The 24,018-nt window shown below is 44.4% G+C and carries 8 protein-coding genes and 3 pseudogenes; 2 read left to right on the top strand and 9 right to left on the bottom strand.

Translation table 11 applies throughout. The annotated features are described in order from the left end of the window. Positions 1–22 precede the first annotated feature (22 nt). Positions 23–481 carry a hypothetical protein gene (locus tag KW548_08020; protein QXX08009.1) on the bottom strand — a complete coding sequence of 153 codons (459 nt, stop codon included), beginning with the start codon at positions 479–481 and terminating at the stop codon, positions 23–25. Between the two features lie 489 nt (positions 482–970). Further along, on the bottom strand, positions 971–1,552 hold the full coding sequence (locus tag KW548_08015; GenBank protein QXX07871.1) for a porin family protein: 582 nt from the start codon (positions 1,550–1,552) through the stop codon (positions 971–973). Between the two features lie 308 nt (positions 1,553–1,860). Between KW548_08015 and KW548_08010 the strand changes: the two genes are divergently transcribed. Both KW548_08010 and KW548_08005 read left to right on the top strand, forming a co-directional pair. Beyond that, entirely contained in the window at positions 1,861–2,685 is an 825-nt protein-coding gene (locus KW548_08010) for a winged helix-turn-helix domain-containing protein (GenBank protein ID QXX07870.1), read from the top strand. Continuing rightward, positions 2,676–3,155: a hypothetical protein gene (locus KW548_08005; GenBank protein QXX07869.1), complete on the top strand. Its 480-nt coding sequence runs from the start codon at positions 2,676–2,678 to the stop codon at positions 3,153–3,155. Before KW548_08010 ends, KW548_08005 begins: the two co-directional genes overlap by 10 nt. Positions 3,156–3,247: 92 nt before the next feature. Here the strand turns inward: KW548_08005 and KW548_08000 are convergent. The 7 genes and pseudogenes from KW548_08000 to hsdR form a co-directional block, all read right to left on the bottom strand. Further along, positions 3,248–9,444: pseudogene (locus KW548_08000) on the bottom strand (DEAD/DEAH box helicase). A gap of 14 nt (positions 9,445–9,458) precedes the next feature. Further along, positions 9,459–12,838: pseudogene (locus KW548_07995) on the bottom strand (STY4851/ECs_5259 family protein). 103 nt (positions 12,839–12,941) lie between these two features. Next, positions 12,942–14,246 (bottom strand): McrC family protein, encoded by a 1,305-nt coding sequence (locus tag KW548_07990; GenBank protein QXX07868.1) that lies wholly within the window; start codon positions 14,244–14,246, stop codon positions 12,942–12,944. Next, a pseudogene (locus KW548_07985) lies at positions 14,246–15,025 on the bottom strand (AAA family ATPase). Before KW548_07985 ends, KW548_07990 begins: the two are co-directional and overlap by 1 nt. A 2,316-nt stretch (positions 15,026–17,341) precedes the next feature. Then, the gene (locus tag KW548_07980) at positions 17,342–18,685 is read right to left on the bottom strand and encodes a restriction endonuclease subunit S (protein ID QXX07867.1); all 1,344 of its coding nucleotides are present in this window, start codon (positions 18,683–18,685) and stop codon (positions 17,342–17,344) included. Next, positions 18,685–20,286, bottom strand: coding sequence for a type I restriction-modification system subunit M (locus KW548_07975; GenBank protein ID QXX07866.1), 1,602 nt, complete (start codon positions 20,284–20,286; stop codon positions 18,685–18,687). The genes KW548_07980 and KW548_07975 overlap by 1 nt, the downstream gene beginning before the upstream one ends. Positions 20,287–20,462: 176 nt before the next feature. Next, positions 20,463–24,017 carry a type I restriction-modification system endonuclease gene (gene hsdR, locus KW548_07970; GenBank protein QXX07865.1) on the bottom strand — a complete coding sequence of 1,185 codons (3,555 nt, stop codon included), beginning with the start codon at positions 24,015–24,017 and terminating at the stop codon, positions 20,463–20,465. Position 24,018: the final 1 nt, after the last annotated feature.

Raw genomic sequence — 24,018 nt, 5'->3', positions numbered from 1 at the left:
ATCAACTCCTTGTTAAGCTCGGTCAGTTCAGTTCGATTTTTGAACCTCTGATCCTGTTGACTTTCTCAGCTTGGCTCGTGATATGTGTCGCCTTGGTCGTAATGCGCCCATCATTGTCACTGTATTTGGTTTCAGTCTCGCCGGACATCACCGTCAATTCCTGCTTCCCTTCGAGAATCATCCGTTCCGCTTTGATGATGATCTCTTCTTGCCCCAGCAAGGAGAAGTAAATATCGGTCAGACTCGGAATGCTCGGGTCATCGTCAACAAACTCTATGAGGCAATCGAGCTGGTTATCTATCGCCAAATGAAGCTCTGCACAAGTGAAAAGCTTGCCCAACACCGCCCAGGTAGGTTGCTCGCATGCCTTACCACGAATTTCAACTCTCACTTGCTTGCCCTCTGAGTGAATTTCTTTTATCTTGGCAACGCAAGGGGGATGCTTTAGCGTTGAAGCATCAGTAGAAAAAACATTCATAATCAAAACCCAATATCAACAGAAACTCATATGACTATAACGGTGAGAGGTAGGCTTATCTAATGTTGAAATGACAGCCTTTTACCGCATTCTGCCTAGTTAAAATAGAGCTTAGTCAACCATATACCCAAATTCGCCCTTCACTTTGACGCTTTGACCCGTGCATTTGCCCATTTGAGGCTTTGAACTTTAGTTTGCTTTTGTGATATTCGCCGCAAACTATTTTCCAAAAAGCGCTTGATTGACTCGACGAGTTCTCATTGGCCTCTCATTGCTTCAGTAGTGCAAAAGTTCACGAATGCATTGGCCGAGGTAGTGAGTAATCCTATATAAGTTCCCAAGCTTAGGCTTTTCTAGAGAGCGGGATGACACTACAGGGTATAGCGAGTGAGTAGTTGGGGAGTGTGGGTAGCGCTTGGCTGTTCTCAGCACTACCGCGTCGTTCGGTTTAGCCAAGATAGAAAAATGGCGAGGTAGATACCTCGCCATGGGTTAGAACTTGTAAGTGGCTGCCACGTACCAAGCACCAACAGACTGCTCATACGTTTTGGAGAAAAGCATATCTCGAGTCTCAATCTCGTAGTGGTCTACTTCATAGGCTGAACGTAGCGATAAGCCTTGAAGCTGTGGCGGAGTATATTCTAGACCTAGGCCTAAACGGACTATACTGCCATCATCAGAAAAGCTGCCCTCCGTATAATCCATTGAGCCAAGCCCGACAATCGCAAATGGTCGAACACCGCTATCAAACGTGTAGCCTAAGTTGGCTGCCACCGTATAGCTTTTATGTTCGATCTTCCCGCTGATAGTCTCGCTTGGCGTGTGTATTTTAACGTTCGTATCCCCATAGCGGGTGAATTGGGTTTCTAAGCTAACAATACGGTTGAACTGGTAACCCGCGATGATTTTGTATGAGTTATCCGAATCCGTTGAAATAGGCAGATTGGTGTCACTAAAGTATCCATCATCATCAAAGTCTGTGGTGCCGACACCAGCACCTAGGTAAAAACCGCTGTGAACGTTTGCAGATGCAACACTAGAGAAAAGAGCAGTAACTAAAAGGAGTTTTTTCATTGTTTAGAGTCTCGATATCAATGAGGTTGTTTTCGCTGCTGACTCTATAAAAATGAGATTTTTAGGCTAAAGAAAATTCAAATAAAAAACTCACATTATAAAATTGTGCCATTTATATTTTTATATATTTTTTCAAGCCATTGTTTTAAATGGAATTTATTGAAAATACAACCTTAATTACAATCTTGATTTCTAAAAACAGCACAGTAGAATGTGCCGCTCCTTAAATGATTTACCACTATGATATAGGTTTTAGCACACACGCTTTGGCGAGTGGTTACGGCTAAATGGCAAGGGGTAGCGATTCAATGAAAACCATTCTGTTCTCTTCACTAAAACTAGAATGTGCAACTCGAACCTTGTCGAACGACAGCGGCGATAAGCTGGTACTCAGACCATTGCCGTTTGATGTTTTGATGTATTTATTACTCAAAAACGCCCCGGCATCGAGAGAAGAACTGTTCGAGAATTGCTGGGGCGGGACGATTGTCACAGACCAAGCGTTAACCAACGTGATCTCTGGACTACGTCGCCATTTTGTTGCACTAAACGCCGAAGGCATCCACATTCAGACCATCAGCAAAGTGGGTTATTTTCTTGATGTGGAAGCCAAAGTAGTTGAGCAACCAACGACTGATCACACAACAAATGAGGCGGCGGATGCCCAACCAACCCCTGCGACGCCGCCACAAAGGCAGGTTGTTGGTTTGCCAAAGCCTAGGTCAAACGGCAAAGCCAGCTACTTGTTGGCCGCGGCTTTGATGGTGATGATTGCCGCGACTTATATTTTTCAACCTTTTAAGCCACGTTCACCGTTTACTGACCCTTCTCAATATGTGCAACTCAAACAGGGAGAGCCAGCGTTTTACCTAATGGATGCAACCAACGCTAGTATCGACACGGCATTGTTGAGAGAGCAACTGAGTAAGACGCCATTCACTGACTGCCCGGTGGACGCCTTTATACGGATTTTCCCTTCTATTTATGAGCCTGATGTGATTGCCATGACCGTTAGGCTGGCCTCTAAAGTCAGCTCTGATTCACATGTGTTCCAGCATTTTAATGTCACGAATCTAACACTGACAGAGTCGATTATGATGGCCTTTGATAATCCGGAGGTAGCATGCGATTGACCGTAGCGGGATTGGTACTCATCCTTATCTCAAGCGTGATTTATCAGTGGAAGTTTGCGAGTTATGATTTTACGGGGACACGTTGGATGTGCTCTGAATCCAAGTCTGGCTTTACCTCTGAGACCTACCGCCAGTTTAAAAAAGTGACTGAAATCACGAGTATGTATTTCAATTCAGAAGAGAAAGTGACCTATTTTCAAACTGGCGTGTTGGTTCACTCAGATGGCATGGAAGAGCCGTATGAATTGATATTAACCGCTGACAACGAAACCAGTGGCAATCGGCTTAAGCAGACGTTTACACGCATTGATTGGAATCTAAAGCCGAAACACGCTCCGTTCTATATCAGAGATAAAGACAGCATAGTCGGCTATAAATCCGATTTAAGGTATGAAGTGGATGGCAAACGGCTGTACTTTTTCAACCAAGCAGGCAGTGAAGACGTCAACATCGCTTGTCATCAGTCATAAAGAAATGGGCACATAGTGCCCTTTTGAGCGTTAGAGACTTCTCGAAAAGAGCCGCATACATTGGTGAACTGGCCTTTCGTTAGGGTTCAAGCCTAAGCAAACGACACAAAGACATCTGTTGGAAAATTGCCTGAAGATACTAGAGAGCGCCCTTCCTCTATAATTTTCGCGTGTTCTTCGTTACTCAAATCATACGGTAAATGGTTTTCTGCCATTCTTTTGTCTGCAAACCAATAACCAAACCCCTGATCAAGCCATAGTGTTACTTGCTTGCCATTATCAAAAGATAGAACCAGTGTTCTTGAGTGCGGCAGCTTGTACTTAGACGCGGTTTTGAACCTCATATTGGCCTCTGAGCTCTCAATAGCTAAAGTGGCCACCTTGTCGCGCGAATAATCATCAAAAAAGTTATCTTGCACCGTTGCAGGTTTATAACCTCGACTTAGCTCCCCGGTACGAATTTCTATTTGGCAGCTTTTATAATGCTCGCCTAAAAACTTGAGGGTATTAAAGCAGAGGGAGAAAGGTAAAGTCGCCGCGAGATAACGGTCAGAATACGTCGCGGTTTCGAGGACTTGCTCCTTCATCAGCGCCATCAAAGCAGGAGAACGCTTAAACACATAAGACCAAAACTTAAAACCGAACTCAGAGGCCTTCCCATTTAATTCACTGTCGATAACTATCTTCTCTACATCAGAACTCTGGTGTAAACGCGTTAGATCAAAGTCCGTCAGCGTACCTAGCGACCCCATTCCAATTACTAAGGTTTTATGATCGTCGTTACGATACCCCCACTGGTAGCAATATGAGTCATTAGCCACACAAGCCAAAACTCGATGTTCAGTCTGACTATTTAGCTCTTTGCTCATCAGCCTTACATTAGGATGATTCTGATACCAAGACAGCGTGATTTTTTGTTCCAAAGATAGATCTTGAGTCTGACTTTCTGTCAGTATCAAGTGTACTTTGCGCTCTGAAACCCAACGACTAAATGCGTGATATAGCGGCCAACTACCTAAATCACTCAATTGGTTTATAGGCAGCTCTACATAGAGCTCCGAGTTATCCTGCTTCGCCAATGTTTTCTCAATCGCGATCATTAGTGGACGTAATTCGCGTCTATTGTGGTGGTCAAACAATTCATACTCGGCCGGAAGACTAAGGTTATTGAAAAAACCACGACTTAAGTATGTGGCAACCTTACGTCTATCAAGTAAATCAAGAACATGTTGAGTCGAATAATCAACCAAACAACGATGGCACGCTTTGTCACATTGACAGCTTGACGCTACTTTCTTAGCCCCTTTCAGTAGCTCAATAACATAATCCGAAGCTTGGATTGAGAAGCCAGCACCACCAGCTGCATGGTCAAATAGTACGATCGCTTGCACTTCTCGTCCTTCATGATTCACTGGTTTGGTTGTACAGCCAATTTCATCGTTATTAATGCCCAGTTTTTCTGCCAACTGATTCCGCATCAACACAGCTACTGAGCGCGCAATACATCTATTCGTTAATGGCTGCCCAGACTCATCAAACAACAATAATTCGAATACATCGGTATAAGTGCTATGACCCAATTTAAGAGGACCTTTGACCGTAAATTCTCGGTCATTTCCAACGCACAGGACTTCGCTCGAACTCGTTAAATGCCCTTTACCACCTCGTAGAGGAGTATGTCCCATCAATACCTCTTTCGGCGACTTATTTCCGCCTTCGGGCATCGCTTCCATACGGCCACATTCCAAGCAAAGCGCATACCCCTTATTGACAGGGCCAGCGCTGTAGTAATAAACATGACCGCTGTGGCTTGATCGGTAGGACGCCCCTGGGTTAACACTAACTTCATTCCAATCAGAGCCATCCACCGTTACCCATGGGTCGTTGAAGGGCACATGATTCAATCGAGATATATCGTTATGGGGTTCATCTCTAATATCAACGGCAAAGCTCGCAGGCTGAATATATGGGTGAATACGGTCTTTGGTTTTTTCTTCGCTCAGCGAAAACTCATTGCCACAGCAGTCGCACTGCTCCGGTCTCAACGAAGATGTATTGCTGGCACCACACTTATCACAACGCCATGCCCACCTTAACGCCTGTATCTCTTTTACTTGGTCAACAGATGCTGGACTATGCCAATTCAGCAACACCCCCTTAGACTGATAAACACGTCCATCAATCACGATATCATTACCCGGAGCATAGTCGCGGATAGCAACCGATAGGTCTCGAGACGGAAAACCGCCAGAACTATATAGATTGTCTTTACGTGATGTTTTATCGTCGATTTGGTCTTGCTTCATTTTGATATAGCGCTGACGCCTTTCGATCGCTTTGGCATGGTCTGTGTTGAAAGATACGACATCTGTCGGGAAACCATATCCCGGTAAAAAGCCTCTACGAGCTAACTCTGAAAGTAAGAACTCGCCTTCTAAACGCTGAATTTGACTTTCGACTGCAGCTTGAGCAGTCGACAAGGAGTCTTGGTCTTCTTCCAAGCTTTTTGCTTGGTTTTGTAGCAATTGATGCTCTGAGGACCACTGTTCGACAATGTCCTGCATACGCTGAGAAGAAACATCAAGTATTTCGATACGCGATGTGGCATCAAGAGATGTACGCCGCAACAACGTATCCAACCCATCTTGAACCAGGTCCAATGCCCCATTGATACACCAGTCAACAAAATCCTCAGCTTGAGAAGACGTCGACTCATGTACGGATTTAAAGAAGTTTCCGCAATTAAGCTTCAACGAGTTCTCTGACTTCACAACGTGATTCAAAAATGTTGAAAGTAGTAGTGAATTCACATGACGACGCACAATATAATCACTTGATAAAGATACGTTAGGGACTTTGATTTCTGTATCGAATGCCCAACGAGTATTCGAGAAGATATGCTCGCCATGCGGTGTAGATTTACACAATGTAAGCGCAATTGATTTGCTTTCCCCACGGCGACCAGCACGACCAGCACGCTGCAAATAGTTGGCTGGGTTTGGCGGAGCGTTATTCATCGCCACAACTGAAATACCACCAATATCTACACCCATCTCCATAGTTGTAGAACAACTTAAAACGTTAATTCTTCCAGCTTTGAACTCTTTCTCATATTCACGCAACTGGCTTGCCTTTAACTGCGCCGAATGTTCCGCAACCCTAAAGTAAGGCGTGCGTTCTACAACACGGTCAGCAATATCAGACCAAGCATTTTCTTTGCGTACATCAATTAAATCAGGTTGTTCTTGCCACTCCCTGATTTTGGCTAGAGCAACAGTTTCTCCGCTTTCAGGATCACGACCAAACGGATACGGATAATCTGGAGTAGAGATAGGCTTACACAAATGTTCACGGCGGTCTGCCGTTAAATTCAGATATGGCGTTATCCCAAGTAATGGCTTGTCGATGATTTTTTGAGTATGGGGGCACTGCTGTTTCTCTGCAATCAAAGAGAAGCTCACTTGTTGCTCAAGCTCTAAACGATAGCCATCACCGCTCGGTGTCAAAACAGAAGATTGCAGTGCCATCCATGCTTGGCGTAAAATTTCATTAATATCGAGACGTGAATCCGCGTCTTCTAACTCTAAATTTAGCGCTGTAGCTACCAACCTAGCTAACCTTGGTTGGCGTGGACCATTGCGCCTAATCTTAGGCCATGCCTCTACATTCCGAATGTGCGTGGGTTCATCTTGCCCGACTAAGAAAGTCGGAGAGTATTTGGCTCCAATCCAGTTAATCTGTTCATCAGTCAGCCTGACCGCTTTCATACTTCTTACATGAAAGTTCACGCAAACTGTGAGAAATTTAACCCACTCTTGACGTGCTTCATCGACACTATCAAAACATTTCAACCATTCACTAGGAGCTGAACTCGCCTTTTTATCTAGCGCAGGATACTCCATGCAGACTAACCCCATGGTTTCGAGGGTGTTTTGTCTTCTAGGTCGGCTATTAAACTCTCTTAGCAACAATAAGCGAGCAAGTAGTTTCGGATTGGCTACCATGTCCATACGATCATCGAAGTGCTCATAGAATTTTTTGATCCAAAGCTGGACTTCTTTTTGCTCAGCTAAGAATTCTTCAACTTCTTGCCAAGTCACTACTACAGGGTTGCTACCTGTTGTAAGTTGGGCAATTTCACACTCAATCGCCTCAATATCCTCTGGTTCGTCCATACTTATTGCAATCTTAAGCATTCGTTGGAGTCTATTGAGCTTCTTTTCATCATCTGGATTTATTGCACTCGACCTCAGCGCTTTATCCAAAATCAAATGATAAATCGTTGAGCGCAGAAACTGTCTTTCAGAATCCTGCTGTGACTTGGCGGAGAAGCGGGCTGTGCCCTGTCGGCTATCGGTAAAAGTGATCATGCGACGACCGTTCCAAGGCCCTTGCAATTGCTCTTTCTTACCGTCTTGGCAATATTCTAGTAGCGTCGGAATCACCGTTGACAACATAAACGGCGCACCATTTCTGAAATGACGATAGAACTCGAAGTTCTTCACTTTCGTGTTCTGGCAACATGGACATCGGAGAGATAACGCACCATCAGTCTTACGATATCCCTCTACGCGGTGGATAAGGTGTGTACCCGGCACCTTGGCGGTTTTTACATCTCTTTGGTTGTTTATCCAGTACTCACCCGTTTCTTCAAAGCTCAGTGGAGAGATAAGAGCGAAACGATCATATTCATCCGCAGTTTCTTCATCACCTTCGAATGTGAGATCTTCTTCACCGGCAAGGTCTAAGGCAAAGTCATCAACCGATGAGTCAGGTTTTGTTAAATGAAACTGAGTGTGACTGGTTTCTGAATCCGTTTTCTCGGTCGCAGCCAATAAGCTCGTACCACACCCATTACAACTCACCATTTCAAACACAGGCGAACCACAAGAACACGTCTCACGTCGTGACATGTGAACCATACCAAAACGCCAATCCACTGCATCTAAAGGTGTGCCTAATTTGGCCGAACAATCTGAATTTGAACAAGCCCACAGCCCACTAGCAACTCTATGGAATAGATGGAGCCTAAACGGAATATATGCATCCCCTTTGGCATTCTTTGTCGAAGCACATATATCAAGCCACTGAAGAGAGTCTTTTGCTGATAAAGGCTCTTCTGTACTGGACAGTAGCTTGGCAATTTCGCTCAGTGTCATTCTGTTGTCTTCTGAGCTGAGGCGCTGTCTTAACGTTCTTAATGGCGGTAAGCTTTGTAGAACATCGTAGCGTTCTGCTTCATCAGAAATACTTGCAACATTCTCAAGATCCATCGCCTTGATTTGCTCCCGTTCAATCAAGGGCTTGATATCACGTTCGCCCTTTACCAAGTGCACTTGAGTGATATCGACACCAGCGACATCAGCCAAAAACGCTTTAAGGTCTGCATCGGAGTCCTTTCCACCAATCGTTGCAGAGGTCGCCACAAATCTCACTTGATCTGGCGTCACACCAAATCCATGCATCACACGTCTTAACAACAATGACAGTTCGGCCGCTTGAGAACCGATGTAGGTATGAGCTTCATCCAACACAATCCAACGCAGCTTACCGTTCGAACGGTTCAAAATATTGGCATCTTTTTGACGAACCAGCATGTACTCCAGCATTGTAGAGTTGGTCACCAATATTTGTGCGGGACTCTCTCTCAGCTCCTTGCGAGATAGCTGTTCATTCGGATGCTTTGCGCGTTCAGCAGCACTGACAGACTCTGCCGTATCACCATTAAAAAGACAGAACTTGACCTGGTCACCCAGTTGATGAGTCCACGCGGTTAAGCGCTCTCGCTGGCTATTAATTAACGCATTAAGTGGGTATAGAAACAGAGCCTCAACGCCATCGGGTTTGCTGTTGCGTTCAACAATGTCATTCAGAATAGGAATCAAGAAACACTCTGTCTTACCAGAACCTGTACCACTACTCACGATTACAGACTTAGGAGCGGGTGCTAGTAAATGCGACCATGCTTCATATTGATGAGAGTATGGAGGCCAGCTGCTATCAAAAAGGTAGTCTTCTTTCAGCTCTTTCGGTGGATTTGCCATGGCATTAACAATTGAGCTATTGAGCAGTACTCCCGACAGTTCTTGCATACTTTTAGGGTGTAGTTTCCAACCAAAGGTTGCTTCAAATACTGGGTCAGCGAGAAAAGCCCCTCTTTACCCGGAGACTGAGAAAACGACTGCCATAAGAATTCACGTAACGGCTTAGAGCGCAAACCAAATTGCCCTAAAGTAGCGCGCGCCGCGCGTTTAGTCAGTTGGTCAACTAAAGATTCGAAATATTGCATACTTATTTTACCTTTTAGCTATTCACTAGGCCGAAAATCATTTTTTGTGTAAGAGCGAATACTTGCTCAAAGTAGTCCGGATCGAAGTTATGGTATTGTCTCATTGCATGTACAAGTTCAGGTGTCATTCTCAGCGACGCTGCACCACAAGTGGACAAAGCAAGCAATACAGGCGCATTCATTACGTTATTGCGGTAAAGCTCTTTAGTGGTGAAGCACACTTCGGCTAGTTGTGGTTCAACGCCCTTAATTGAACTCTTAACTATGTGGTCTGAAAAATTACAAGGCCAGTGAGATTCATCATGTTGGTTATTCAAAGAATTTCGGGCATCGAACAGTTGCTGAATGTAAGCGGCGGGGTTAAGAGAAGGTTTCTCTCGTCTAAGCTCTATTTTGTGCAGCAATAAAGCCTTTAGACTTTGCAACCCTGAATATCTAGTGGCCAACTCATCGAGTTTCGATTCTATTTGATTGCAGATGATGTCCGAGAAATCACTGCCGTACACCTCTAGACGCGAGGCATAGAAAGCACTCACCACCGACATAGCATCGCGAGCTTTCATAGAGTGCCATAAAAATGGAAACTGATGACTGAACTGCCAAATTCGCTCTGCTTCTTTTTTGCTTGCGCTTAACAGCATGGCAAGCATAAATTCTGGCTTCTCGATTGCACCACGCCACAAATCAAATGTAGTGAGCGGAACGCTATCAAATGCCAGCAGAGCTTTGATATATGCCCATTCTGGCGCATCAAAGTCCAGTGCCAATTGGCTACAAACGACGGTAAACTGTTCTAAACGTTCTGCACTGTCACCTATAGAAGCGGCCTCTTCAAGTTTATTGCTTGACGACGAGAGTAGTTCGAGATCTTTACTCCACATCAAAGGTCTTACACCTTGATCTTTTTCATCAGCATAAATAAGCCATGCGCCTGGAGTCGCCTTCTCTTCGGGGAAATGCCATTGCCCATCACTCTTAGCTAAAGTAATCGGAGCAAAGGTAGGGTTATCCAACGGCACCATAGAAAGGTTGCCTGTAAAATTCTCGTACTCGAATTCAATCGTACCTTGCGCTCTATTTGGAATAAGTGCATTACTGTAAGCATTAACATTGAAGTTAAAAATAGTGTATGCACTATCTAATACAGAAACCCTGACTGTTGCATCTAGCGAAGCGGATAAAGCAAACAAAGACTCTATATCCTCTTTGAATGTTACAAAGGAAAAGCCGATAGATAAGGAGCCACCTTTGGGTAAAGATCGCTTCACATATGCGGATTTAGCAAGAGCACCATAAACATCCTTAGCCTGCAGCTTGAATTCCACTTCTAGCGAATCACTTACACCATAACCAAATAGCTCATAACGATTGAGCTTATCGACCAAAATGGATTCGGTGTTGCGAACGACCTCTCCCTGAGTGCTAATTAAACAAATACCTTTAGCGGGAAAAGGCAAAGTTATCGATAATGACTTAGCTTGCTCTTGCCACCACATCGCAACTTCAACTTGTGCTGGTGGGTAAGCTTGATGGCTTAACATATCTAACGAACGTTTTGCTTCATTATTCGATTGTTGAATATGAGATAGAACTGAACTCGGCAGAGCCTCAACGTGTTCAGCATCCTTTAGTGCAATAAATGGCAATGATTTATTGGAGTAAAATCCGATTTGTCCTATCTGAACCTTGTGGGTTGATTGGAAATCAATCACAAAATCATCTGGTAATAAGCCCACCGAAAAGCGCTTAATGGGTTTATCGTCTTCGAACAGAGCAATATCGACCTTACCAAAAGGTACAGTATCCATGGTCTGCCATTGTTCAAGCACAGTGTTACGCCAACGCAGTTGGTTCCTCGCTACTACCGTTTTTTGACCATTTTCATCAATAGAAACAAGGTTAGGTACGCCTAAAAAGCACTTACTGGGATTAGTTTGATAAGGGACAGACTGACCAACCAAATTGAATTCTATATATTGCTCACTTTGCTGTTCTAGCGACACACAATACTCTTCAAAGTAAAACTGAGACCCAATTTGTGAAGTTACATCGAAGAGAATTCGGTCATTAAACTTACCGATAGGCTCAAGGTTAGGATGTGAAAAATGACTAGGTACAGAAACTAAAGCATTCACTTCTTCACACGCGACACTTCCCGCGCCTTTGAGTAACCATTTATCATTGGATTGTATGAATACCCAAGGATCATTTGCATCAATCCCTGCGCCACCTAATACAGGTGCGTTCCATTCATTACCAAGGTCATCAGTGGCTTTTAGCTGAATATCGCAATCAAACCACTCCGCAGGAAGAGACCGGGTGTAAACGTCTAACAAATAATGCTCTGAGTCAGTGCCTCGTTTAAATGCTTTCGCTAACAAAAGGCTCTTTCTACCAACCGCAAACAAATTGAGACGATCAGGCAAATTCACACTACCAAACAACTGCTGTAAGAATTTAGCATTGAGACGAGACTTGAGCGTGATGTCTATTTGGTTGTGCCAATGATACGCTTCATCAGAAAGTAGGCCCGCGTCATCGGATCCAGACATCTCCAACATCGAAGCATACTGAGAATAAGATTGACGTAAAGAACGAATAATCTTAATCGAATTTGGTAAACGACGTTGAACTTCAATCGCAAGGCCTAGCGCATTCCCCAATAATGTTCGTACCGCTTCAGGCTCCAAGTTTAACGGTAAACTTTGCGACCAATTCACGTCTACTGTGTTCAAGTAGTACAAAGGATCACTTTGCTCATCTAACCCATGTTTATCAACTAGGTAGTAAATGGATTCGGCAACTTTCGCCACAATGCTATACACAGTTTCATCTCGGAATGATGCGGCAATGTAGTGCGCATGCGCTTTGGCTACCGATTCTGCACTTAAGTGCGAATTAGCAAACTGACCATAATCTTGGATAACTTGTTCGAAATAATAGGCAAGTTTACTATTTGGGTCTTGGATAAGTGTTTGTGGCAAGCCTCCTTCAACGGCTATCGTGCCAAGTAACATGCGTCCTTTAGTATTACTTAAGACCTTTCTCCCCCAAAAACTTAAACCCTTAACGACCATCTCACTTCTTTGTGCAGGCGAAATCGCGTTGGCGGGTAAACCTAACGACTCCAATACAGGTTCCCAAGCCCACACCCCCCTTGAAATGAAGTTCGCCACCACTCCGCCGCATATAATACAAAACACCCAGCCCACTCCCTCGTCGGCTGGTTAGCATAGGTGTGAATGCCATTGTTCTCGACGCTAGCAATCAACGACTGTTTGAGAGACTCAAACTCCAAAGCGGTGACTTTGTAACTATATACTGGTTGAGCATTGGGCTTGGTTAACTCTCTCGCACTCAGAATTGACGAGAGGACGTTTTTGTATGTTTCCATGAACAATCCTGACCTAGTGTGACGCCTTTGTATGCGCTCAATTCGAACCTATTTTATTAATTGGTAATTTACGATACTTAACGGATATGTGGTGTACGTAAGCTTACGAAGCTGACGCATATTCCGGGAATTCTTTTGGCCATCTAACCTTAGAATTACCATCTGGTGAAATAACAAACGGAACAACCCAAAGCTTTAGCGACTCACTAAAATCAAAGCTAAATTCTATCGGCTGTTCAAAACCGCTATGTGAGGGATAAATTAACAAAAGGTCACCTTTACCATTTAGATATTTATGCCCGTAAGCAAACATTTGATAGAGATCGGATTGAGAAAGCCCGTAATTATGTTCGCCTAGATCGAGTAGCTTCCATTTCGTATCGAGAACCAATTTTGAGTTATCTGGGAAGCTCATCAACAAATCAGGTTTAAGTTGAAACTGATTACGAGCGTTATGCGAAACCAAATATTTTGATGATGCTTGGGTGGTAAGCTCCACTTCATCAGAAAGTTGTTTTCTGAGTACAGACGCTACGTAGCTTTCAAACACCGCTTCCATTGGGAACAATAAGGAAAGCGCGCTGCTATCACCTTTCATACTCAGCGGAGAGAAACCATCAAGTATCAATTTGGCCCAAGAAATCGGCGAATGATAGTCCACCATCCCTCGGCCCACTTTGAGCGCATTCATATCTTGTTTCACTGACTGACTCGTTGGGACATCTGTAAAAGCAAACTGTAGTTCACACAGTAACTTCTGGTTGGTCGCTAGCCTTGTGTAATTACCTAATTTCAACAGAGCCGTTTTAATCAGTCGATTTGCAGGCCGGTTAATCAGATACTCATCATATTCAACATAAAACTTGTGTTTATTGACGATGTTGTGTCTGATTTGTTGAGAAACTTGAAGCTTGCCCTTCTGATAGTGGAGGTTATCTTCTTGTGTGACATAGTCACTTTTCAGCCCTCGCTTCACCAAGGTATTGACCGACTGTAAAAACTGACTAATAAATGCCTCAAGCAATGGCATTTGCTTTGTAGCGATATTAGCTTGGTTAGAAGACACATAACGAAAAGAGCCTAAATGCTGTAGCATCATCAACAGCATCTCACGAGATTCTGAAACCGCTTGGTTGTGTGTTACCGACTTACGCCCTGTTTTGGGTAGAACTTCAATATGCTCTCCTGTCGGTGTGAACAATACACCGGCGTAGTTTTTCACTTGAAGCAACTCATGGCCAAAATGCTTGGTTAAACCTAAACACTTATTGGTATCAGATTCTCCAGCGCTTAAGCTCACGTCCTTTAAGTACTCGAATGCACGTTTCGAAATAGTCTTTGCACCAAGTTCATCACTCGCAGCTTTGTCATACGTTAAATAACCATATTCAAATACAGTGGTGTGCATTACGAAAGCTCAACGTCTATTTCGGGTTCAGTCTCAGGTGACTTAGTTAACACCTCTTCACGCGGTTTATAGATACCAACATAGGCTTCAGCGTCTGTCCAAACACGTGCGCTGCTGCCAGCGAGTGTATATTTCACTACTGACTGACCGTATTGATCCAAGTTATGCCCCTTGCCAAACAAACTCTTCAAATCGTCAGCTTTTTGTTTTTGTTCTAGTACAAACTGTTGTGGTTCATTATTCGTCTTTTGATTGTCAGCGAGCACTAGGCGGATCTTGCTCCAATCTTCGAAGAAGTACTCTTCCAGAAGCGGAATGATCTTGTTTTTGAAAATAGAAACCAAAGCACCGAACGCCTGGCCTTGCTCCCCCTTTTCTACCAGTTTTTTAACTGGCATAAAGAAAGCATGCCCTAGGGTATGTTCTCGGTCATACAGAATTTCAATTCGTTGGTTCAGTACTTCAAGCAGACGCTGTAAATTGATGCCCTTTACTTCGACCCCTGCAAGCAACTCTGGTTTTGGCATCATCTCTACAAAATCAAAACGACGACGCAGAGCGGTATCCATCATGGCAAGTGAACGGTCAGCGGTGTTCATTGTACCGATAATGTAAAGATTATCCGGCACCGAAAATGGCTTACCAGAATATGGCAGTGTTAGCTCTAACGCTTCGTCCTGACCTTTACGCTTAGAATGTTCAATCAAGGTAATCAACTCACCAAATACTTTTGAGATATTGCCTCGATTAATCTCATCGATAACTAATGCGTAATTTTGTTGTTTGCTACCTACTTGCTCATGGCTATTTAATTTAACACCCGATCTCTCTAAAACTTCATAGAGTTCAATGGAACTAAATCGTGTTAGCTCATAGCAAGTTTTTAGTGTTAGTCGAGTATTGTCATTTAGCTCGTAGAGGTTCACATCCAGCTCCGTTGCCAACCAGTCGACTGGCATAACATGGCAAAAATCTGAACGGTCCTCGATACCTTCCTTACGGAATTGATAATCACCAGAAACCACACCAACAGCTTGAATCGACCATTGCCCCTTAACACAAACTACGATGTCTCCTTCCGCCATACGGCCGGAGAACTCCATTACCGAAGACTTCGCCAATGCGCCGAGCTGTTCAAAGTAATCATGTTCGTCTGAACTGTGCTCTTCACTCGACATATCACCAGTCTTGCCCCAGCCAATCGCTGCCAAATTATTTGCAAAACAGTAGTCGCGAACTTTGCTTGGTTTAACACCATCGATCGATAACTTCCAAATTTTTGCACTGGGCTTGATTGCAATAGGGTGATTATTGGCACTTACAGCTGCGTCAAGGCACACCTGTTTAAAAACGCCTGATTGCACAGAATACTCAATTTGATTTTCATCATTTGAAACCGCGCGCAGGCCTTCAACAAACTCTTCATAACCATAGCTTTGATGAAAAGTCACAAAGCGGATGCGTTTATCAGCGACTAAACGATCGTACTCATCTTTTAACTCATTTCGGTTCGCCCAAACAAAATCAGGTTCTGCCGCTTTAACGGCCGCTTCAATAGTGTGATAAGTTTTACCTGTGCCCGGAGGTCCATAAAGGATTTGGTTCAGTGGTGATAGATTGTCCATTAGATGTACTTCTCCTTGTTGGCTGGTTTGATTGTCGCCTGATTGTTCATCTAAAAAGCCATCCAAAAAATAGCTAGAGGGCCAGTAAGGCTTACGAGTAACTGGATATTGCTGAGTAAAACGAATAAGTTGTTTTGATTTACGTAGTTTTCGGAAAAGTTCATCAGACACCCCCGAACAGTAATAAACATCTCTATGCTCGAAACGAATCTCAAAGTTTATTTTCTTTTGCGTAGGCTCAAATGTTGCGTATACTGCTTCTGCTCTTGAAGCATTTAACTCTTTGCGCCCGAGCCTAATCATCGGCCCAGAAGACATATCAGTGGTAAACACATCTAGCTTATTGGCGCGCGCTTCTTTGATGATCAGGCAAAAAGCATCCACTACCTTCTGCGGCCACTTAGGAAAACATAGTTTAAACGCATCAATATGAGTAAACTGGCTGAGAATCTGATGTTGTTCAATGTCATTGTGTTTCTGCGCTGCGACTTCCCAGCATTGAGTACCAAAGTCTAATAAGTCTTGATTACCTTTCTGTTCAATCAGCTTCTGATACATAGAAGGAAACGACGCATTTGTACTACTATCCGTCAATACCTCTAGCATCGGCTTAGAAAACATATTAATGAGCGCGGGCTTTTTCTGGTTTTGATAAAGGAAAGCGATCTTCCACTTTACTAGGGGCGCAAAATCAATCGCATCTATCGCCTCCAAATCACCTTGTCCAGCAGCCTGAGAAATGTTGATTAGTACTGCTTTTACATAGTTAAAAACTTCAGACTCATTGCTTCCGTATCGGGTACGCCATGAGTAGATAGCGCCATGCTCAATACCCCCTTGCTCCTTACCGTCACTTCCGCGCTTATATATGCCAAACTTTGCAGATGTATTGCCCTGAATAGACCCTAACTCTCGTGTCCTAGTTTCTAACCAATAAGTAAATGTATCGTTATTATTAACAGAAACGTACTCCTCTAACGTTAAGTTCTGCAATTCTTCTTTTGGCCAGCGCGCTAAAAACTCATCCCACAATAATTGTTGTTCTACTTCCATCAGCTCCTGCCGTTAAATCACACCTAAATAAAGTGAAGTCGGTTCAAAAAACAAAGCCGAATAAGCCTATCATTTCATATAAATGACTTCTTTGATCTAATTTATAATTTTGATGTGAGTAGATACTTTTAGGAAACTTTCTGTGTTCTCTCACATAACGGCATCATTGCTCTTATTAACGAGTGTCAACGGCGAGTTCAGGTTCCCTTTTTAACTTCTCGATTGTTGTATTTCCTCTATGTTGAATGGGGAAAGCAGAGAGAAGAAACTCATTACCATTGAGCACAGGCTTTTTACAAGCTCAACGATTGACTTACACAGCGTAGATATTGCTTTAAACAGTTAACAATCTCATATAACAGGCACTAAAAAGGGGCTCTCGCCCCTTTATTAACACAACAAAGTAAAGCTTAGCACTTAGGCGCTTTTTGCGGCTCTTTTCTTGGCGGGGCTCTTGGTAGATCGGGCTTTTTTGGCTGCCTTGGCTAGGGCTTCGGCATCGGCGCGAGCCTTAGCAATGCGCTCCAGCAGTTTGTCGGCTGGCTCATCATTTGGGTCTTGCACCACCAACTCACCACGGAAGGCTTTTGCCAAGATACTCTGGGTAAGGTTATCGACCCTCGCCTGCGCTTTTTTCACTTGCGCTTCAATGGTTTCAGCGAAAGCAAAGTATTGGTCGATTAAGCGAACAATTTCTTTTTGTTCTTCTAGTGAAGGTAGTACAAACTCTAAGGCAGATAGCTCTTTTGAGTTAATATTATTTACTCCACTAGTCGAGCGAGCACCCAACTCAACAACATCTCTCACAACTCTTGAACTCAAAACATTTAGCAAAAAGCTTGGTATTACTTTTTCTCTATCGCACCTAATTCTGATCAAATAGCCAGCATATAAAAAACCTTCATACTGAGACTCGACTAAGGCGGGTTTAGCCACGAGGTCCAAGCTGCCATTAGAACGAATAACTAAAAGATCACCCGACTTAAGAGCTAATTTCTCAAGTTCTTTCTCAGTGAAATCTGCCGATTTCAAATCTGAAACATCTAGTTTTCTATCACCAATATTAGGAATACGGATTACAGGAGTATCCCCTCCTTTGTAATCACATTTTTTAGAAGTTCCATATCGAATATCCTCAGATACATCACCAATAGTCATAAGACGAGGAGTCTTAACAGCTATCAACTTCCCCGACACCGCAGAAGCGAGTACCGATTGGCGGAAGCGTTTTAGCAAGTCTGGGATGCCATCTAGGCGAGCTTTAATGGTGTTGACCTGTGCCAATACCTCATCGAGTTTTTCAACGATGCGTTTTTGTTCGGCTAGTGAAGGGACTGTTATTGACCAACCTTCCATGCCACTTTTGGTCATGTGCGGCATCGCTACACCATGAGCAGCAGATTTAATTGCTCCGGTTATATTGCAAAGGGTGTAATATGCAAATCTCAATGTTATTGCGTTGGTCGGTTTAACATTCCAAATGTGATAATGAAAGATGGCCTTGTCCCACTTCGCCCAATACGGACCAAATGTAGCTGACCACGCATACAGCAAATCACCCTTATAGCAATATTTATCCTCTGCCAAATCCAAATCTGAATAAAACCAGTTGTCCCCATTGTTCAAGTTTTGAATCCTCAAAATAGGGGTTGCACCATTCGGGGTATCTAGCATTTCATGCTTTTTGTAAGCTCGTCCATTAACTAGAGTTAGTACATCACCTAACTTGCAATCAACCCAACCCTTCGGCAATTCACTCATTACTCTGCCTCCGGCTTTTCTGCCAAGCCAAAGGCTTCTTCCAGCAACTGCTTTTGTGCTTCCGCTTCATCATTGGCACCAAGAGCTTGCATCAGTTGGTAAATTTCAGACATGGCTTCAGTCAGCTCTGCCATCGCCTCACCAGCCAACACTTCTGGCTCTGGCAGGTTTTCTGCGCTGGTGGCTTCTAGGTCTTTTAGCCATGAGATATCTAGGCTATCGCCTTTCTGATCACGAATGAATTCACGGCTAAATTTGCGGAAACGAGCGTTTTCGGTGATGTGTTCAACACTGTCCTGACCTTCAGCAAAGATGTTGCCCAAAGTCTCGTAAACCCCCTCTTCACGAGGTGATTGACCGTTTTTGTCTTCGCCGTAAGCATTGATAAAGGCTTCAAAGTGCTTTTCAGTCAGTGGGCGACGCTTACCAAAGGTGTTCATGTTGGTACGCATATCGAATACCCATGTCTCTTTGGTACAGCCTTTGTCTTGGTTCTTGTTCTCTGGCGTGCCTTTTTGGAAGAAGAGCACGTTGGTCTTTACGCCCTGTGCGTAGAAGATACCTGTCGGCAAACGCAGAATAGTATGCAGGTTACACTTATCCATCAGGTCACGACGAATATCGGTACCCTTACCGCCTTCGAATAACACGTTATCAGGAATGACTACCGCTGCTCGGCCGCCCGGCTCTAACGCATCATAGATATGCTGCATAAAACAGAGCTGTTTGTTACCGGTTGGGTGAACAAAGGTACGAGTAATATTGGTACTTGCGGCACTACCAAACGGAGGGTTAGTTAAAATCACATTGGCATTTGGCAGGTTTTCGCCAGCACTACCCAGGGTGTTACCTAAACGAATCGCACCTTCATCTTGGTCACCTTCGATATCGTGCAGTAGGCAGTTCATCAATGCTAAACGGCGTGTTTCTGGTACCAGTTCCAAGCCAACAAACGCTTTGGTCATTTGGAACTCTTGATCATCATCGTCTAGGTCATCTAAATCGTTGGTTTGCGATTTGATGTACTTATCTGCTTCAATCAAGAAGCCTGCGGTGCCTGCTGCTGGATCTTGAATGATTTCTCGTGGCTGGGGCTGCATGACTTTGATGATAGTGCTGATCAACGAACGGGGCGTAAAGTACTGACCTGCGCCGGATTTGGTTTCATTGGCGTTCTTTTGCAGTAAGCCTTCGTACATATCACCGAAATCATCACGGCTTTTGCCTTGTCCATTTTCAGAATCAGGGCCATCAAACCACTCTAGGCTATCCATATTAGAGACGAGCTCGGTTAACTGAGCTGGCTGAGTAATGGTGGTGTTGACGTTTTGAAAGATGGCACGAACGATAGGTCGATTAGATTCACCCAGTTCTACCAACAACTTACGGTAGAACTGGTGCTGATCTTGACCGAGTCTAGCTTTAAGATCGGCCCAACGATAACCTTGTGGAAGTAACTTCACATCCTGCTCTGTCTCTTCACACATTTTAAGAAACAGCAATGACGCCAGTTCGTTGACATAGTTTTGGTAAGAGACACCGCCATCACGCAGGTTGTCACACAGTTTCCACAGTTTGGCGACTAGATCATTGTTGTTCATGTTTGTTCTCTTGTTGTTCTGGCTCGTGCCAGATAGGTAATTCGTTTAAGACAAGTGCTAGCTAGAGATTCCAGACAGTTCGTTCCTCACTTCTGGAATGACGATACTGCGTGCCCTTGTTAATCCGCACGCTCTTATTGAGCGTGCATTTTTACGTTTGGTTCGATTGTACTGAGTTACGCAGGCTCATCCCACATAAACTCGTTGAATTGGGTCAGTATGCTGTCTAATTCGTCATTGAAGACGTTCATCAGCTTACGTTTGCCCCCTTTGCGCTTGTAGTTACCCGTTTTAAAGGTGTCTTCATCGAGTACCACTTTGTCTTTGATTGATGAGGCTAAGCGATCTAACCAGCTGAGTTGCTCGTCATTCCAGTCGTTGGCGGCTTTAATACGCTCTAATGCTAGATCGACACGTTGTTCAAACGGCATCAGCGCGTCACCCATCGAGGCGCGGCGAATATGACCAATAAGCTTGGCGGCTATGTCTTGGTTCTTGGCTGTTTTCCATGCGCTGCGCAGGGTCGAATCATTGAAGTTTTGGTTATCAAACCATTCTTGCAGTTCAATCAATCCTTTACGGGTCAAATCCCGTGGTCGATTGATAATAATATCGAGCGCTTCTTGCTGGTTGCTTGAGGCTCCGACCAAGTTATCAAACGCTTCCAAGAAGTCATCCGCATTATCGAACTCGCCATAGGTTTGTTTCACTTCGACAATTTCATCATCGACATCAGAGAAGATCGGCATATCACGCAGAGCGTTAATGTCACTCTTTAAGCTCTCTAAGCGACTGACTAAGTTGGTCACCTTGTTAAACACTTCTGCCGACCATTTTGGCCCTTTGTCTTTAAGGGTTTTCGGTAAGCTGGCAAAATCACACCCTGCACTGTTTAAGCACAGTTCGTCAATGCGTTTAATGTGCTCATCCACTGGTTTGGATTTATTGCGGTTAAATTGGGCATGGCTAACAATGCGCTGCAACTTAGACACCAGCTGTTCATGGCTATGCTCTGCAAAACTGCGGCCATCGGCTTCGATGGTTTTATAGGTTTCTGAGTCCGTAATTTCGTTAACCAGTGTTTGCAATTCCACTTGGGGGCGCACCACCACCGGGCGCATGGTATCGACACTTTGCAGCGTAGAATAGAGATCGACCGCATCAAAAATACGGAATGAGGTTTTACCCGCTTGTGGACATAAGCGAGTCGCACGGCCTTTCATCTGTTCATAGAGAATTCGGCTGCGAACCTTACGCATAAACACTAAATTACAAATGCTTGGAATATCGATACCAGTGGTGAGCAAATCCACCGTGACTACAATGTTTGGTAAACGCTCTTTGTTAAAGCGAGTGATCATGGATTGGACTTTGGTGGCATCTTTATCTGCATCACCGGTGATTTTAATGATGGCGTCGTGCTCAAGCTGAGGGTATTTAGCCTTAAATGCAGTACGCAGCTCTTCCACCACCATGTCCGCATGGGTGTTATTCACACAGAAGACTAAGGTTTTTTGCGGGTTCGCTGGATCAATATGGTTAACCGGATCGATATGATTGGTCAGCTCTTCACACACCACTTTATTGAAGTTCGAGGCGATTAAGGTACGGTTGAAATCGGCAACTTCAAAGCCTTGTTCATCTTCAAGCTGATCATTGAGCAGCTCACCTTGATTGGATAAACGCTGAACTTCGGTGCCCTTCGACAGGTAAAGCCCGTCTTGGCTGAGTTTGGTGATGATGTTAATCGGTGGTTCTTGGTCACACAGGTAGCCATCAATCACCGCCTTACGATAGCTGTAACGATAAACGGGCTTCTGCTGCTCTCCACCAAAGATGTCAATGGTGTGCAACGCTGGCGTTGCGGTCAGCGCGACTTTGACCGCATCAAAGTGATCAATAATACGACGGTAAGAAGAGATAAAGTCTTGCAGATTACGAAACTTCTCTTCCCCTTCGGTTTGTTCTTTATCGAGTATGTATCCACGGTGCGCTTCATCAACAATGATGCAGTCGTAACGGCCGACAGGCATCACTTCATCACTCTGTAATGTGCGTTTAACCAGTGATTGAACCGTGGCAACATGGATTTTGGTGCTGTCCTCAGGGAAACGGTCGGTTAACCCTTTAATGTTGAAGATGGCGTTAAAGGTATCGCCTTTGATGTTGGTGTCTTCAAACGAGTCTAGCGCCTGCTTACCCAGTGAGGTTCTATCCACTAAGAAGAGTACACGCTTAAAACGCTGTGACTGAATTAATCGATACATAAGCGCAATCGCGGTGCGCGTTTTACCCGTACCGGTCGCCATGGCAAGTAAGATGTCTTGCTGGCCTGCAACTATGGCTGTTTCTACCGCTTGCACGGCTTCTTCCTGGTAATAACGCAAGCCCAAGTCGCTCATATCTGCGTTCTGGCTGAACCAGCTGTTTTGGTAATGAACATCGTCTTCAAGCTTAGCGAGCAGCTCTTCAGGACGGTGCCATTCTGGCAATGCTTTGGGCATATTGGTGGCATGACGTACATCGCGATACCAAATACCACTTTTGGTTTTTACCGCCGCGCGGTAATCACGACCGTTGGCCGAGAAACAGAAAGGCACTTTATACGTTTCACCTGCACCGCTGTCATTCCAAGTGTGGATATACTTAGGAATGGCTTCGGCCACTTTATCAAGCTGTTCTTGGTCACTCGCAAGAGCTTCCAATTCACTGCGCAACAAGTCGTGCTCAAAATATTTGCTGTAACGGTAGGCTTCGGTGAGTTTTGCTGCCACATCTTTGTTTTGCTGCTTGGCCTCGACCACGGCAATGGGTTTTAACCCAACAAACAGTACATAATCAGCGAAGCCGGTCTTGCCCGTCTCATCACCACTGGTTGGCCATTCTGCAATCGCCATGTTACGCCCGACTTCTGGTCTGGTACCCTTTGAGAATTTCAGATTGTTGGTGTCGGCATCCCAGCCCGCTTTGCGAAGCTGAGCATCAATTAAATAGCGGGTTTCGGCTTCATCTAAGTTTAGTGAGCGCTGGCTTGCCTCGTTGGCAATTTGCTTACGGTAGGCTTTGCGTTCTACCTCTGTCTTGGCTGAAAGCTCAGCTTCTTTCTCTTTAAGCTTAGCGGTTAGCGCTGCAATACGAGCTTCTGACTGCTCTTGGGTTTCTTCTTGTTTACTTTCTAAGACCGAGATGTAGCCATTAAGTGCAGTGAGCTTGGCCTTTTGTGCTTCAACTTCTGCTTTGGTCTGTGTTTCTGACTGCTTGGCTAATTCAAGTTCGTGCTTTAGCGACAGAATCTCTTGCTCAAACTGCTCGCCGCTTTGCGACGTTGGAAGCACAAATTCAGGAACCGCAAAATCATAATTTTTGGTGACCAAACGGTAATACCAAACCGCTAAACGGAAGGCTAAGCGAAGGCACATTGCCGCATCGTCTAGGTCGTTATGGTATTCATGTACCGCTTGGTTGCCAATTTTACGCAGCTTATGAAACACGCCAAGAATAGCATCATCAACAAAGGGGATTTTACCCAGCTCACGTAGGAGATCGTTTTGATTATCAGGGATATCGATATCAAGCAGTTTGGCGAGGTGTTTAGCCGTCGCTTCGCCAAATACACGCAACTTAACCAAGGTGGTGTTTGGGTCATCAGGGTAGTTTTTTTCTGCTGCACGGGCGATGGCGAATAGGAAATCATTCACACCTTTCAGAAATTCAAAGTTGGAACTAGCCATT

This window comes from Vibrio neptunius (assembly GCA_019339365.1).
In the GTDB taxonomy this organism is placed as follows: Bacteria; Pseudomonadota; Gammaproteobacteria; order Enterobacterales; family Vibrionaceae; genus Vibrio; species Vibrio neptunius.
Note: the sequence above shows the minus strand (reverse complement) of the source record. Positions and strands in the feature narration are given on the sequence as shown.

Coding starts and splice junctions, on each gene's coding strand:
- KW548_08015 (QXX07871.1), bottom strand. CDS start 1,552: ATGAAAAAACTCCTTTTAGTTACTGCTCTTTTCTCTAGTGTTGCATCT.
- KW548_08010 (QXX07870.1), top strand. CDS start 1,861: ATGAAAACCATTCTGTTCTCTTCACTAAAACTAGAATGTGCAACTCGA.
- KW548_08005 (QXX07869.1), top strand. CDS start 2,676: ATGCGATTGACCGTAGCGGGATTGGTACTCATCCTTATCTCAAGCGTG.
- KW548_07990 (QXX07868.1), bottom strand. CDS start 14,246: ATGCACACCACTGTATTTGAATATGGTTATTTAACGTATGACAAAGCT.
- KW548_07980 (QXX07867.1), bottom strand. CDS start 18,685: ATGAGTGAATTGCCGAAGGGTTGGGTTGATTGCAAGTTAGGTGATGTA.
- KW548_07975 (QXX07866.1), bottom strand. CDS start 20,286: ATGAACAACAATGATCTAGTCGCCAAACTGTGGAAACTGTGTGACAAC.
- hsdR (QXX07865.1), bottom strand. CDS start 24,017: ATGGCTAGTTCCAACTTTGAATTTCTGAAAGGTGTGAATGATTTCCTA.